13 protein-coding genes and 1 pseudogene are annotated in these 14,571 nt (G+C 65.9%); all 14 read left to right on the forward strand.

The genetic code is table 11. The annotated features are described in order from the left end of the window. Positions 1-447: pseudogene (locus tag IF809_RS32070) on the forward strand (ABC transporter permease); the annotation flags it as partial. A 3-nt stretch (positions 448-450) separates the two neighbouring features. Next, positions 451-1,284 carry a phosphoenolpyruvate hydrolase family protein gene (locus IF809_RS32075; RefSeq protein ID WP_462839537.1) on the forward strand — a complete coding sequence of 278 codons (834 nt, stop codon included), beginning with the start codon at positions 451-453 and terminating at the stop codon, positions 1,282-1,284. Between the two features lie 26 nt (positions 1,285-1,310). Continuing rightward, entirely contained in the window at positions 1,311-4,211 is a 2,901-nt protein-coding gene (locus tag IF809_RS32080; RefSeq protein ID WP_128964419.1) for a flotillin family protein, read from the forward strand. Between the two features lie 10 nt (positions 4,212-4,221). Next, on the forward strand, positions 4,222-4,659 hold the full coding sequence (locus IF809_RS32085) for an SRPBCC family protein (protein WP_128964418.1): 438 nt from the start codon (positions 4,222-4,224) through the stop codon (positions 4,657-4,659). Positions 4,660-4,841: 182 nt separating this feature from the next. Further along, positions 4,842-5,285 carry an SRPBCC family protein gene (locus IF809_RS32090; protein WP_128964417.1) on the forward strand — a complete coding sequence of 148 codons (444 nt, stop codon included), beginning with the start codon at positions 4,842-4,844 and terminating at the stop codon, positions 5,283-5,285. Further along, positions 5,286-6,104, forward strand: a complete 819-nt coding sequence (locus IF809_RS32095) for an FAD binding domain-containing protein (RefSeq protein WP_128964416.1) — start codon at positions 5,286-5,288, stop codon at positions 6,102-6,104. A 6-nt stretch (positions 6,105-6,110) separates the two neighbouring features. Then, on the forward strand, positions 6,111-6,587 hold the full coding sequence (locus IF809_RS32100) for a (2Fe-2S)-binding protein (RefSeq protein ID WP_128964415.1): 477 nt from the start codon (positions 6,111-6,113) through the stop codon (positions 6,585-6,587). A 13-nt stretch (positions 6,588-6,600) separates the two neighbouring features. Next, on the forward strand, positions 6,601-8,178 hold the full coding sequence (locus IF809_RS32105; RefSeq protein WP_128964414.1) for a xanthine dehydrogenase family protein molybdopterin-binding subunit: 1,578 nt from the start codon (positions 6,601-6,603) through the stop codon (positions 8,176-8,178). Continuing rightward, positions 8,179-9,201 (forward strand): xanthine dehydrogenase family protein molybdopterin-binding subunit, encoded by a 1,023-nt coding sequence (locus IF809_RS32110; protein WP_128964413.1) that lies wholly within the window; start codon positions 8,179-8,181, stop codon positions 9,199-9,201. It begins immediately after the preceding gene. Positions 9,202-9,212: 11 nt separating this feature from the next. Continuing rightward, positions 9,213-10,094, forward strand: coding sequence for an AAA family ATPase (locus IF809_RS32115; RefSeq protein WP_128964412.1), 882 nt, complete (start codon positions 9,213-9,215; stop codon positions 10,092-10,094). Further along, positions 10,091-11,212: a vWA domain-containing protein gene (locus IF809_RS32120; protein WP_128964411.1), complete on the forward strand. Its 1,122-nt coding sequence runs from the start codon at positions 10,091-10,093 to the stop codon at positions 11,210-11,212. Before IF809_RS32115 ends, IF809_RS32120 begins: the two co-directional genes overlap by 4 nt. Beyond that, complete coding sequence (locus tag IF809_RS32125; RefSeq protein WP_128964410.1) at positions 11,209-12,093, forward strand: amidohydrolase family protein; 885 nt, start codon at positions 11,209-11,211, stop codon at positions 12,091-12,093. The genes IF809_RS32120 and IF809_RS32125 overlap by 4 nt, the downstream gene beginning before the upstream one ends. A 31-nt stretch (positions 12,094-12,124) precedes the next feature. Further along, positions 12,125-12,973 carry an MBL fold metallo-hydrolase gene (locus IF809_RS32130; RefSeq protein ID WP_128964409.1) on the forward strand — a complete coding sequence of 283 codons (849 nt, stop codon included), beginning with the start codon at positions 12,125-12,127 and terminating at the stop codon, positions 12,971-12,973. Between the two features lie 19 nt (positions 12,974-12,992). Beyond that, a complete protein-coding gene (locus IF809_RS32135) occupies positions 12,993-14,570 on the forward strand; it encodes an isochorismatase family protein (RefSeq protein WP_462839538.1) in 1,578 nt (525 codons plus the stop codon). Position 14,571 lies beyond the last annotated feature (1 nt).

The following is a 14,571-nucleotide window of genomic DNA, read 5'->3' on the forward strand; positions in this document are numbered from 1 at the left end:
ATCCGCACCCGTGTGCCCTATGTCGGCTCGGTCGGCGCGCTCGACATGGTCAATTTCGGCGCACCCGACACCATCCCCGAGCGCTACCGCGGCCGCAAGTTCCACGTGCACAATCCGCAGGTGACGTTGATGCGGACGACGGCGGAGGAGAACGAGCGCATCGGCCGCTGGATCGGCGAACGGCTGAACCAGATGGACGGACCGGTGCGCTTCTTCCTGCCCGAGGGCGGGGTCTCCGCACTTGATGCCCGCGGTCGGCCATTCTGGAATCCGGAGGCCGACGCCGCCCTGTTCCGAGCGCTGGAGCGCACGGTGCGGCAGACGGGCAATCGGCAACTGATCCGCCTCAAGCAAAACATCAACGATCCCGAGTTCGCCTCGACCATCGTGAGCGCATTCCGAACGCTGTTCGGCCGCGCCGGGGCGCGCCGGAGAGTGTCGAGGTGACCGATGGCCCGTTTTGAACGCGCAGCCCTGTTGAAACGGTTTCGCGAGATGGCAAGACGCGGCGAGCCGATTGTCGGCGGCGGCGCCGGCACCGGCTTGTCGGCCAAGTGCGAGGAAGCCGGCGGCGTCGATCTCATCGTCATCTACAATTCCGGTCGTTACCGCATGGCCGGGCGCGGCTCGCTCGCGGGATTGATGCCCTACGGCGACGCCAACGCCATCGTGCTGGAGATGGCCGGCGAGGTGCTCCCCGTCATCAGCAAGACGCCGGTGCTCGCCGGCGTCAACGGCACCGATCCGTTCCGCGACATGGACGTGTTCCTCGACCAGCTCAAGACGCTCGGCTTTGCCGGCGTGCAGAACTTTCCGACCGTTGGGCTGATCGACGGCGTGTTCCGCGCGAACCTTGAAGAAACCGGCATGTCCTATGCGCTGGAGATCGACATGATCGCCAAGGCGCGCGAGAAGGACCTGCTGACGACGCCCTACGTCTTCAGCGAGAAGGAAGCCGCCGCGATGGCGATCGCCGGCGCCGACATCATCGTCTGTCATCTCGGACTCACCACCGGCGGCACCATCGGCGCGCAGACCGCGCCTAAGCTGAAGGACTGTCCGGCGCGCATCGACACCTGGGCCTCGGCCGCGCTCAGCGTCAATCCGGACATCCTGGTGCTTGCCCATGGCGGCCCGATCGCGGATCCCCAGGATGCCGACTTCATCATGAAGAACACCCGCTACTGCCACGGCTTCTACGGCGCTTCCTCGATGGAGCGACTGCCGGTGGAACGGGCTCTGACGGAGCAGGTCCGCAAATTCAAGGCGATCGGCGCGCCATAACGCCTGAAAGATCGAGGGAGGGAAACATGTCAGGGATCCTGGTCGGCGAGCTCATCCTCTGGCTGATCGTCGCTGTTATCGTCATCGTGGTCGGCGTCTACATCGTCAATTGGCTCTATCAACGCTCCTCAAAGGAGGTGTCGTTCGTCCGGACCGGTTTCCTCGGTGAACGCGTGGTGATCAACGGCGGCGCCTTCGTGATGCCCTTCATCCACGCCTACACGCCTGTGAACATGAACGTGCTGCCGATGGGCATCGTACGCTCGAGGCAGGATGCCGTCATCACGCGCGACCGCATGCGCGTCGACATCGAGGCGGACTTCTATGTCCGCGTGCAGCCGACCCGCGAGGCCGTCTCGATTGCGGCCGCAACGCTCGGGCGCCGCACCATGGAGCCGGAGCAACTCCACGCGCTGCTCGCCGGCAAATTCATCTCCGCGATCCGCTCCGTCGCTTCCGAGATGACCATGGAGGAGATGCATGAGCGGCGCGGCGATTATGTCGCCCGGGTCAAGACCAATGCGGCGGAAGCCCTCGCCCAGAACGGTCTCGAACTCGAATCCGTCGCCATCACCGATCTCGACCAGACCGACCTTGAATTCTTCAACCCCTCGAACCGCTTCGACGCCGAAGGCCTGACCCGGTTGATGGAGGAGATCGAGCAAAGGCGCAAGCTGCGCAACGACATCGAGCAGGACTCGATGATCAAGATTCGAACCCGCAATCTGGAAGCCGAACGGCAGGCACTCGAGATCGAGCGGGAAAGCGAGACGGCGCGACTGGAGCAGGAACGCGACATCGAGATGCGACGCGCGCTGCAGCGCACGGAAGTTGCCCGCGAAAGGGCCCTGCGCGAGACCGAAGCCGAGCAGGCACAGATTTCGGCGCGCGAAGCCATCGAGCGCGCGCGCATCGCCAACGACCAGGCGATTGCCGAGGCCCGCATCGCCTCGGAGCGCGAGACCCGTCAGAAGGAGATCGAGCGGACCCGCACCATCGAGGAGAAGGAGCTGCTGGCGCGCGAGGAGATCGAGAAGACAAGGATCGCCAACCAGCGCTCGATCGATACCACCCGCATCGCCTCCGAGCGCGAGGTCCGTCAACGCGAGATCGAGCGGATGCGAACCGTCGAGGAGGCCGAGATCGCCGCGCGCGAAGCCATCGAGAAGGCTCGCATCCAGCAGGACCGGGTCGTGACCGATGCCCGCATCGCCAACGAAGAGGAGACGCGGCGCCGCGAGATCGAGCGCTCCCGTGCCGTGGACGAGGCCGAGATCGCCGCGCGCGAGGCGACCGAAAAAGCGCGTATCGCCCAGACCTTGATCGTGAATGTCGAGCGTATCTCCTCGGACGAGCGCACCCGCGCGCTGGAGATTCAGCAGGTCCGCACCATCCAGGAGGCCGAGATCGAGGCGCAGCGCGCCGTCGAAGCCGCCCGCATCGCCAGGGAGCGGACGCTCGCCGCCGAGCGCATCGCCGCCGAGCAGAGCACGCGGCAACTGGAAATCGAGCGCAACCAGGCGCTCGACGTCGCCGGCATTGCCGCGCGCGAGACCACGGAGGCCAGCCGAATCGCCCAGGAAGAGCGCGTGCGCTCGCTCGAGATCGCTCGCAACCGCGCCGTCGAAGAAGCCGACATCGCCTCGCGCGAGGCGATCGAGGCGGCCCGTATCGCTCAGGAGAAGGCAGTTGCGGCCGAGCGGATCCAGGCCGAACGCGAGACCCGCGCGCTCGAAATCGAACGGACCGGCGTCCTCGAAGCGGCCGAGCTGAAGCGGCGCGACGCAATCGAGCGCCAGCGCATCACGGTCGATCTCGCGCTGGAGGCCGAACGGATCAACTCGTCCAAGAAGCGCGAGGTGCTCAATATCGAGCAGAAAAAGGCGATCGAGATCGCGGACGAGGACCGCGTCATCGCCCTCTCGGTGAAAAAATCCGAGCGGATCGATGCGGACCGCCAGGTTCGGCAGGCGGAGATCGTCGCCCGCAAGGAGGTCGAGACCACCGATGTCTCGCGCGAGCAGGCGCTGGAAGCCGCGCGGCTCGAGCGGCGGCGCGCCATCGAGCAGCTCGAGGTCGCGCGCGTCCAGTCGCTGCAAGAAGCCGAGATCGCCTCGCGCGAAGAGGTCGAACGCGCCCGCATCGCCTCCGACCGTGGCCTCGACGAGGCCCGGATCGGTCGCGAGCGCGAGCTGCGTAAGTTGGAGGTCAATCGCGAGAAGGAGGTCGAGACGGTCCTGATGGAAAAGGCGATCGCCATTCACCAGAAGTCGCTCGAAGAATCCGCTGCCCGGGCCGCGGCCGAAGAGGCCCGCATGCGCGCGACGGAAGCGGCCGAGCGCGTCGTCACCGCCCGCGAGAGCGAGATTGCCAAACGCCGCAAGACGGTCGAGGTGCTGCTCGCTGAGAAGCAGGCTGAGGAGACGAGGATCGCCGCGGACGCCGAGCGTGTCCGCGCCGCAGTCGAGGCTGAGGCGCAGCGGATGCTCAACGAGGCTGAGAACGTGCTGACGGATCAGGCGCGCTACTCGCTGTTCCGCCGCAAGCTGCTCGACAAGATCGAGGGCATCGTGCGCGAGAGCGTCAAGCCGATGGAAAAGATCGAGGGCATCCGCATCCTGCAGGTCGATGGTCTCAACGGCAATGGCAATGGCGGCAATGGCGGCCGCAGCGCCACCGACGAGGTGATCGACTCCGCGCTGCGCTACCGCGTCCAGGCGCCGCTGATCGACTCCATACTGTCCGATATCGGCGTCGAGGGCGGCAGCCTTGCCAAAATGCCGGGCCTGATCCGCGAGGCTCGCGACATGCAAGGCATCAAGGATTCCGCACGCAAGGGCGGTGGCGACAAGTCGGCGGCAGCGCCGCCTGCGGCTGAAGGTGGCGGTGAACCGCCGGCCGAGCGCGGTCCGCGCAAGAAGAGCTGAGGTCCGACCCATGGCCCGCGTCTACGTCTCCACCGTCGTCAAAGCGCGCAACGATCGCGTCTGGGCGCGCGTGCGCGACTTCAACGGATTGCCGAACTGGCATCCCGCGATTGCCGAAAGCCGGATCGAGGGCGGCGAGCCCGCGGACAAGATCGGCTGTGTGCGCGACTTTCGCCTGCGCAACGGCGACCGCATCCGCGAGAAGCTGCTGGGCCTCTCCGATTACGACATGTTCTGCACCTATTCGATCCTGGAATCGCCGATGGGCGTCGAGAACTACGTCGCGACCTTGCGCCTCACGCCGGTCACCGACGGCGATCAGACCTTCGTGGAATGGACAGCCGAGTTCGACTGCGCGCCGGAGCGCGAGGCCGAGCTCGTCGGCAACATCGGCGGCGGCGTGTTCCAGGGCGGGTTCGATGCCCTCAAGCGCGTGTTTGGAGGCTGATCGATGATCGCAAACACTCACACCATGGCACATTGCGCCCCCTCGCCCCCCCTGCGGGGTGAGGGGGAGTCTCCCCGGGGACGAAAGCAGTTAGACTCGCGGAGGCTCCCCCTCACCCGCGCCTTCGGCGCGACCTCTCCCCGCAAGCGGGGCGAGGTGAAGAAGATCGCCGGGGTCTAGCCGTGCCGCACATCGTCAAGAGCACCATCCTCAACGCGCCGACGGATGCGGCGTGGGCGCTGCTGCGCGATTTCAACGGGCATGATCACTGGCATCCGGCGGTTGCGACCTCTTCGATCGAGCGCGCGCATCCTTCCGACAAGATCGGTTGCGTCAGGCGGTTCAAGCTGAGGGACGGCGCCGAGCTGCGCGAGCAATTGCTCGCCTTGTCGGACCTCGAACAAAGCTTCAGCTACTGCCTGCTCGATACTCCGATCCCCATGTTCAACTACGTCGCTCATGTCCGCCTGCTGCCGGTCACCGACGGCGATCGCACCTTTTGGCACTGGGAGTCGCGCTTCACCACCCGGCCCGAGGATCGCGACCGCATCACCCACATGGTTGCCGAAGACATTTACCAGGCCGGGTTCGACGCAATCCGCCGGCATCTGAAGGAGGCCGCCTAGATGGCCGTGACCGTGAAGACTTTCTCAAGCGCCAGCGAGGCGGCCGGCGCGCTGTCCTCGGACCGCAGCGCGCGCTATCTCGGCGGCGGCACGCTGGTGATGCGGGCGCTGAACGAGGGCGATGTGTCGATCTCGACCGTCGTTCGCGCCCAGGACCAGGCGCTGAGCCGCATCGATGCCTCGGGCCCGCGCGTCACGCTGGGCGCCGGCGTGACCTTCGCGCGCGTCCTTGCCGAGCGCGACCTGGGCTTCCTGCACGCCCCTGCCCGTTCGATCGGCGGCCCCGCGGTCCGCAACATGGGCACCGTCGGCGGCAATCTCTTCGCGCCAAATCCTTATGGCGATTTCACCGTCGCGCTGCTGGCGCTCGATGCGACTGTCGCCGTCGCTGGCGGCTTCGGCTCGCGCGACATTCCCATCGAGGAGTTCTTGCAGGCGCGCGGCCGGCAGGCCGGGACTCTGGTGCTGTCGGTCTCCTGCACCCGGCCGGCGAGTACCGAGGCGTTCCGCTATCGAAAGATCGCGCGCATCAAGCCGAAGGGTGGCTCGGTCATCACGCTGGCCGCGCATCTGCCAATCTCCGGCGGCCGCATTGCCGGCGCGCGGGTCGCGCTGGGCTCGATGGCGCCGACGCAGATCCGCGCCCGCGCTGCGGAGCGGGCTCTTGAGGGCCGCTCGCTGGATGCTGCAACCATCGCAGCCGCAGCATCCGCCGCGACTGAAGGAGCATCGCCAGCCGACAACGCACTCGGCAGCGCCTGGTATCGTCGCGAAATCGTCGGCGTACATCTGCGCCGTTTGCTGTCGGGACAGGAATAGAGCCCCATGTCGAAAATTCCCCTGCAATTTCGCCATAACGGCCGCGACGTCGCGATCTTCGTCGACGGCGGCACCAATCTCCTGGTCGCGTTGCGCGAGCTGATCGGCGACATGACGCCGAAATTCGGCTGCGGCCAGGGCGGCTGCGGCACCTGCAGCGTGCTCATCGACGGCGAGCTTCACCTCTCCTGTCTGACCTTGGCTGAAACCGTCGCCGGCCGCTCCATCGAGACGCTCGACGGTATGAGGCAGGGTCCGAACCTGCATCCGCTGCAGCGCGCCTTCGCCGACAATTTTGCCGCCCAGTGCGGTTATTGCACGCCGGGCATGCTGATGGCCGCAAAGGCCCTGCTCGACCGCAATCCTTCGCCGAGCCGCGACGAGGTCATCGAGGCCATCTCCGGCAACATCTGCCGCTGCACCGGCTATGAGCCGATCATCAATGCCATTCTCGCCGCCGCCGGCGGCCGGGTCAGCGCGTAAGGGAACGTGGGCCATGCTGGAACTGCGCAAGGACATCTTCGCCGACGAGCGCGACGACAACTTAAAGGAAATCGGCAAGGGCACGCAGCGGCAGGACATGCTCGGCCATGTCACTGGCACGTCGAGCTACTTCAACGACCACAAGCTGCAAGGCATGCTGCATCTAAAGGTCGTCCGCTCGACGCAGGCGCATGCACGCATTCGCCGCATCGACACCACAGAGGCGGAACGCTCGGCCGGCGTGCGCCGGATCATCAGAGGCACTGATGTGCCGGTAAATCTCAACACGCTGCTCAGCCTGATCAATTTCGGCAAGGATGACGAACCGTCGCTGGCGGTCGACAAAGTCCGCTACAAGGGCGAGCCGATCCTCGCCATCGTCGCCGACAGCGAGCGCGAGGCATTCGAAGCGATCGCAAAGGTCAGGATCGATTACGAGCCGTTGCCGGCAGTGTTCGACGTCGAGGACGCGCTGAAGCCCGGCGCACCCGTGGTCAACGAGACCTATCCAAAGAACACGTTCACCTATCACGAGACCTACGATCACCAGAGGCTGCGCTTCGGCGACGCCGACGCGGCGCTGGCAACCGCCGATCATGTGCTGGAGCAACGCTACCAGATGTCGCCGATCGAGCACGCGCCGACCGAAACCAACGGCGCGATTGCCGCCCCTGATACGAACGGCCGCTACGTTGTCTACACATCGACACAGGCGCTGTTCTTCTCGGTCGACACCTGCGCCAAGATCCTGGACGTGCCCTCCAACACCTTCCACTTCATCGGCGGCACCGTCGGCGGCGGCTTTGGCGGCAAGGTGGACACGCTGACTGAGCCGCTCGCGATCCTTGGCGCGATGCTGACCGGGCGGCCCGTACGCTACGTGTTCGGCCGCGAGGAAGAGATGCAATACGGCCCGCCACGCGGCGCCGAGCGCATCTATATCAAGGACGGCGTGATGCGCGACGGCCGCATCGTCGCACGCAAGATCCGCGCCCTTTTCGACAGCGGCGCCTATACGCGGCTGTCCAGCTACGCAGCCGTGAAATGCGCCGCGCATCTGCCAGGGCCCTACACCATCCCGAATGTCTACGGCGACGTCTATTGCGTCTTCACCAACCGCACTCCTGCGACCGCGATGCGCGGCTTCGGCGTCACCGCGATGGATTTTGCCATCGAGTGCCAGATGGACAAGCTGGCAAGCCTCATCGGCATGGACCCGATGGAATTCCGGATCCTCAACGCCTATCGCGACGGCGACATGAAGGCTCACCGGCGCGAAGCCAAGAATACCGCGCTCGTCGAGTGCGTCCAGGTCGCGGCCGAGAAGGCCAAATGGCCGCTGCGCGAAGAGTTCAAGCGCGCATCCTCGCGCAAGGACGGCGGCGGCAGCCGCGCCGTGATCCCGCCGACGCCGACGGACTCTCGCGCGAGGCCAACCGCCCCTGTTCAGCAGCGCACCAGCTACGACCGGCTGCCGCCCACCGTCACCGGCGAACCGCCGCGTGAGCCGCCACCACCTCCGCCGCGGCCGGCCGCGCCTTCGCATGGCGCCACCCGCTTTTCCTCCGTGTTCGGCACCAGGAGGCGCTAGATGACCCGGCATCGTGGACGCGGCATCGCGTCGGTCAACTATCCCATCGGCATGAATCTCGGCGGCGATCCCAGCCAGGCGCTGGTGCACTCCAACCCGAGCGGCAAGTTCACTGTGGCGTTGTCGTCGATCGATCTCGGCCAGGGCATGAAGTCGGTGACGCGGCAGATCTGCGCGGAGACGTTGGGCGTGCCGGTCGAGGACGTCTATGTCGACACCGCCGATTCCGACACCGGCCCGCATTGCATGGGCTCGTTCGCCTCGCGCGGCACTCACCGCGTCGGCAATGCCGTGATGGCGGCGGCGCGGGAGGCACGCGGCGTGATGATGGAAGCCGCCGCCGAAGAGCTGGAGGTCAACGCCGCCGATCTCGAAACCGACGGACGTGGCAACATCCACGTGAAAGGCGCGCCACATCGCTCGATCTCGACCAAGGACGTCGCGATCGCCGCGCAGTTCAAGCAGGGCAAGACCATCTCCGGTCGCGGCATCTTCCTGGTGCCGCTCTCGGACGTCGATCCGGAGACAGGCGAGATGTCGCCCGCGACCTGCTACGCCCATGCCTGTCTCGTCGCCGAGGTCGAGGTTGACGACGAGACCGGCGAGGTCGCGATGGTGCGCATGGATTCCGCCTATGAGCTCGGCCGCGCACTCAATCCGCGGCTGGTCGAGCAGCAACTCGTCGGCGGCGCCTGGATGGGGGTCAGCCATGCGCTCTATGAGACGCCGGAACCATACTACCCCGAGCCGGTGCACGGCCCACGCGACTTCGTCGAATATCTGATGCCCGGCCCCGGCGACATCTGCCCGCACGACATTGCGGTGCTGGAGCGCCCCGCCCCTGACGGCCCGTTCGGCGCCAAGGGTCCCGGCGAGATGTGCGCCAATCCGGTGCTGCCGGCCGTTGCCAACGCGATCTTCAACGCCGTCGGCGTGCGCATCGATGATCTGCCGATTACGCCTGAAAAAGTGCTGCGCGCGATCAAGGCCCAGGGCGGCGCACGGCCGCAGGCGCGGCGCTAGAGGTTTTGGTCATGGCGGTCCGCAGCAACATCGTCGGCATCGACAGCCCGGAGGCGCTGGAGAAGGCGCTGCGCGCGGCCTATTACCTCGCCGACGAGGGTCTTGCCACCGCAGCCTATCTCGGTCTCGCGCTCGGCAAGCCGCTGCTGCTCGAGGGCGCACCGGGCGTCGGCAAGACCGAAGCCGCGAAAGCCATTGCCGCTGTGCTTGGTCGCCGTCTGATCCGCCTGCAATGCTATGAAGGCATCGACGCCTCCGCCGCGCTCTACGAATGGAACTATCCGCGCCAGATGCTGGCGATCCGCCAGGCCGGCGACGAGAGCATCGACATCTATGGCGAGACATTCCTGATCGAGCGACCCATGCTGGCGGCGCTGCGAGCACCCGATTCCACGGTGCTTTTGATCGACGAAATCGATCGCGCCGACCAGGAGTTCGAGGCCTTCCTGCTCGAGTTCCTCTCCGACTTCCAGATTTCAATTCCCGAACGCGGCACCGTGCGGGCCGTCGAGCGCCCGGTCGTGGTGCTGACGTCGAACCGGACCCGCGATTTGCATGAGGCCTTGCGCCGACGCTGCGTCTATCACTGGATTGACTATCCGACGGCCGAGCGTGAGGCGCGGATCATCATGATGCGCGCCTCCAGTGTTGCGGAGTCCACGGCGCGCGCCGTAGTGGCGGCAGTCGAGAAATTGCGCCGCGAACCCCTCAGCAAGGCGCCGGGGATTGCCGAGGCGGTCGACTGGGCCGAAGCCGCGACCCTTCTGCACAAGGGTGGCGCGCGCTGGCCCGATGCGTTCAAGCGCTCGATCGGCGTGGCGCTGAAGGACGAGGAGGATTTGCACTTCATCTCACCGCGGCTCGACGCCATGCTGGCGGAGGCGACCGCATGAGCACTGAGCCGCGGCTTCCCCGCGCCGCCAGCGTGTTCGTCTCATTCGTCGCGCTGCTGCGCGCCAACAGCTTCGCCGTCGCGCCTGAGCAGACCACTGCATTCCTCGCTGCGATCGAGCTGCTCGGCCCGCACGACCTCAGCGATATCAGACAGGCAGCACTGGCCACTCTTGCCCCGCCGCCCGAGCGCCGCGCGACTTTTGAACGACTGTTCGATCTTCACTTCCGCGGTAGCGAGGCGATTGAACATTCCGACGAGGTCGAGGACGACGAGACCGTTCGCCTGCAGGAAGAAGGCCGCGGCGACGAGGAGCCGCTGCTCGCGGATGACGCCAATGAGTCCGGCCTGACCGCGACGCGCACGGAGGCGCTGGTCGAGCGCCGCTTCGCCCAGCTCTCCACCACCGACGCGCTCCGGCGCCTGGCGCGAGAGGCGCCGCGGCGGCTGCCCAGGCGGCGTGGTCATCGCCGCATGCGGGCGCGCCGCGGCTCCTTTGCCGACCTGCGCCGCACCCTACGTGACAGCGTTCGCAGCGACGGCGAGATCCTGCGCCTCGGCCACATGAAGCGCCGCCAGCGCCCACGAAAGTTCCTGCTGCTGATCGACGTCTCCGGTTCGATGAAGAGCCGCACCGAGGACAACATGAAGCTCGCGCATGCGCTGGTGCAGGCCGCGCCCAACGTCGAGGTGTTCACCTTCGGCACGCGGCTGACCCGCGTCACGCGCGCGCTGCGGCTGAAGCGCCGCGAGCAGGCGCTGAATGCGGCCGCGCATCTCGTCAGCGATTGGGACGGCGGCACCCGCATCGGCGATGCGCTGCAGGCCTTCCTCGCGGTACCTCGGTTCGGCGGCTATGCGCGCGGGGCGACCGTGGTCATCGTCTCGGACGGGCTCGAACGCGGAGAGCCCGATGCGCTGCGGGACGCCGTGGCAAAGCTGTCGCGACGGGCTTGGCGCCTGAGCTGGCTGACGCCGCTGGCGACCGGCCCAGGTTTCCGCCCGCAGACCGAAGCGCTCGTTGCCATCGAGCGCTTCGTCGACGATCTCGTCGACGGTGGATCCACGACTTCGATCGTCGCGCATATGCTGGCATTGGGACGAAGGAGAGTTGCGTGACCGAGATAGTCGACGGCCATCATCACATCTGGCGGCAGGCCGACCTGCCCTGGCTGGTCGGGCCGATGCAGCCTCGCATCTTCGGGCCGTACGAGGCCATCCGCCGCGATTACCCTATTCAGGAATATCTCGACGATCTCAAGGGCAGCGGTGTCGCCCGCTCGGTCTATGTCCAGACCAACTGGGCGAACGACCGTTTCGAGGACGAAACCGCCTGGGTGCAGCGGACCGCCGACTCGCACGGGTGGCCCCACGCCATCGTCGCCTATGCCGATTTCGCGGTCGACGACGTCCGCCCGCAGCTCGACCGCCTCAAGCGCTATTCCCTCGTGCGCGGCGTCCGCATGCAGCTGCATTGGCATCAGAACCCTCTCTATCGTTTCGCGGCGAGACCCGACCTTTGCATTGATCCCATCGTCCGCCGCAACATCGCGCATCTCGCTGACTATGGCTGGAGCTTTGATTTGCAGCTGTTCACACCGCAGATGCCCGATGGGGCGCTGCTCGCCGAATCCTGCCCCAAGGTGACTTTCATCCTGCAGCATGCCGGTATGCTCGAAGATCTTTCGCCGGCCGGCCGGGCCGCCTGGCGCGCTGGCATGGCCCGGCTCGCAACCTGCCCAAACGTCGTCTCAAAACTGTCCGGGCTCGGCACCTTCATCCATCGCAATGACCCCGCGCATATCGCCGCCGTGATCCGCGACACCGTCGCGATCTTCGGGGCCGAGCGCTGCCTGTTCGGCTCCAATTTTCCGATCGAGAAATTGTGGACCAGCTATCGCGAGCTCGTCGACGCGTTTCGCGACGCGACCGGGCCGCTGAGCATCGAACAACAGGACGCGATCTTCCGCACCACCGCAACGCGCGTCTACCGGCTTTGACGGACAAGAAACAATCGAGGGAGAGCAACGAATGGCGCTGGAGATCAAGATCCTGGACTACGGCGATATCGAACTGGAATCGAGCTTTCTGGTGCTCGGCCGCGACTGCGGCCGCGTCCGCCGCGTCCTCACGCTGGGCTTTTTGATCCTCGGCGGCAAATATCCTGTCGTGGTCGACACTGGCTATCGCTCGAACCAGATCATGGAGACGCTGGGCATGCGCGGCCTGCAGTATCATGAGAACATGATCGAGAACCAGCTTGCGCGCCACGGCGTGCGCATGGGCGACATCAGGTTCGTCTGCCATACCCACCTGCATATCGACCACGCCGGCAAGGACGATCTATTCCCGATGAACACGACCGTCGTGCTCAACCGCAAGGAGCTCGAATATTCCGTCTCGGGCCTGATGCATCCGCAATATCCAGCCCCTGACATCAAGCATCTGATCGATCGCCTGCACACCAAGAGCGCGCTGCGCTTCCTGGACCTGGAGATCACCGGCCCGATCGAGCTGATGCCCGGCGTCTATTGCGATGCTGCCGGCGCCCACACCGAGGGCTCGATGAACATCATTGTCGAGACGGCTGATGGCATCGCCACCATCTGCGGTGACGTGATCTACGATTTCAACGACCAGATCGTCACGCCGTTCAACGAGATCCAGGATTGGGAGCCACGCACGACCGGTAACCACGGCACCAGCAAGCGTGCCGAGAAGGCCGCCATCAAGAAGCTGCTCAGCAACTCGCGCTACCTGCTGCCGGTGCACGACCGTCCCGCCAAGATCGAAGGCGGCAATGTCGTGGGCAGGCTGCACGACCAGGTCCCGGGCCCGATCGTGCAGTCCTTGCCCGCCCGTAACTGGTTCCCCGCCTGAGCGATCTAAGGAACGACCGATGACGCACGTCACCTTGCGCTCCGAATTCGAGACCCTGATCGATCCGTACGCGCCCGTCGCGCAGGTCGGCACCGGCTTTGAGTTCACGGAAGGGCCAATCTGGCATCCGGCCGATCACTATCTGCTGTTCTCGGATATGCCGGGCGACGTGCGACGGCACTGGGATGCACGACGCGGCGTCGTCGAGGTCAAGCGTCCGTCGAACAAGTGCAACGGCATGACCTATGATGCCGAGCTCAATCTGATCGTCTGCGAACACGCGACCTCATCTCTGATCCGCGAGCGGCTTGATGGGCGCCGCGAGGTGCTCGCCTCGCACTATGGGGGACAGGAGCTCAACAGTCCCAATGACGTTTGCGTCCACTCCTCCGGCGCGATCTATTTTTCGGATCCCTGGTATGGCCGCATGCCGGTCTATGGCGTCGAGCGGCCACGGCAGCTCGGCTTCCAAGGCGTCTATCGCGTCGTGCCTGGGGGCGAGCCGAAACTGGTGGTGGATCGCAACCTGTTCGACCAGCCGAACGGGCTGTGCTTCTCGCCCGACGAAGGGCTGCTCTACGTCAACGACACCGTGCAGGCGCTGATCCGCGTGTTCGACGTCAATGCTGACGGCACGCTGTCGAACGTGCGCGTGTTCGCGAGCGGCATCCGCTCCGAGCTGGAGCCAGGCGTTCCCGATGGCATGAAGTGCGACCAGCACGGCAACGTCTGGGTCACCGCCCCCGGCGGCATCTGGGTCTATTCGCCGCGCGGCGAGCTGCTCGGAAAAGTCCGTGTGCCCGAGCTCGTCGCCAATCTCGCCTGGGGCGGACCCGACTTCCGGACGCTCTATCTCACCGCGACACATTCAGTCTACGCGATTCCGACCAAGACCGGACCGCGCCACGAGCCCTATATGAGCGGCCGGCGCGGCGGAGGCGAGACGACTCGCGCGGGCCCTGCGGCCTCAGCACCGATCCTCGCCGACGGCGAGATGCGGCTCGATCCAACCCGCTGCGCCATGATCATCCAGGATCTGCAGAACGACGTTATCATGGACGGCGGTGCATTCGCCGACTCCGGTGCGCCGGGCCACGCGAAACAGCAGCATGTTGTCGAAAACGTCCGGCGTTTGGCGGAGGCGGCCCGCGCCCGCGGCGTTGTCGTCATCCACGTCTGGTTCGTGGTCGAGCCCGGCGCGCCCGGCGTGACCCTGAACGCGCCGCTGTTCGAGGGTCTGGTCGACAGCAAGGCGATGGTGCGCGGAAGCTGGGGTGCGGCGCCGGTCTCCGGCCTCGAGCCGCGTCCTGGCGACTTGGTCGTCGAGAAGATGCGGATGAGCGCCTGGGAAGGCACGCGGCTCGAGACGATCCTCAAGGCCACCGGCCGCGACATGATCATCAACACCGGCGCATGGACCAACATGTCGGTCGAGCACACCGCACGCACCGGTGCCGACAAGGGCTATTTCATGATCGTGCCGGAAGATTGCTGCTCGACCATGAATGCCGATTGGCACTCTGCTTCGATCAACTTCGCCATGCAGAACGTCGCCGTGGTCACCCGTGCAGATGCCGTCATCAGAGCGCTGGGATGAG

It is taken from the genome of Bradyrhizobium sp. UFLA06-24, assembly GCF_054967145.1.

Coding starts and splice junctions, on each gene's coding strand:
- IF809_RS32075 (WP_462839537.1), top strand. CDS start 451: ATGGCCCGTTTTGAACGCGCAGCCCTGTTGAAACGGTTTCGCGAGATG.
- IF809_RS32080 (WP_128964419.1), top strand. CDS start 1,311: ATGTCAGGGATCCTGGTCGGCGAGCTCATCCTCTGGCTGATCGTCGCT.
- IF809_RS32085 (WP_128964418.1), top strand. CDS start 4,222: ATGGCCCGCGTCTACGTCTCCACCGTCGTCAAAGCGCGCAACGATCGC.
- IF809_RS32095 (WP_128964416.1), top strand. CDS start 5,286: ATGGCCGTGACCGTGAAGACTTTCTCAAGCGCCAGCGAGGCGGCCGGC.
- IF809_RS32100 (WP_128964415.1), top strand. CDS start 6,111: ATGTCGAAAATTCCCCTGCAATTTCGCCATAACGGCCGCGACGTCGCG.
- IF809_RS32105 (WP_128964414.1), top strand. CDS start 6,601: ATGCTGGAACTGCGCAAGGACATCTTCGCCGACGAGCGCGACGACAAC.
- IF809_RS32110 (WP_128964413.1), top strand. CDS start 8,179: ATGACCCGGCATCGTGGACGCGGCATCGCGTCGGTCAACTATCCCATC.
- IF809_RS32115 (WP_128964412.1), top strand. CDS start 9,213: ATGGCGGTCCGCAGCAACATCGTCGGCATCGACAGCCCGGAGGCGCTG.
- IF809_RS32120 (WP_128964411.1), top strand. CDS start 10,091: ATGAGCACTGAGCCGCGGCTTCCCCGCGCCGCCAGCGTGTTCGTCTCA.
- IF809_RS32130 (WP_128964409.1), top strand. CDS start 12,125: ATGGCGCTGGAGATCAAGATCCTGGACTACGGCGATATCGAACTGGAA.
- IF809_RS32135 (WP_462839538.1), top strand. CDS start 12,993: ATGACGCACGTCACCTTGCGCTCCGAATTCGAGACCCTGATCGATCCG.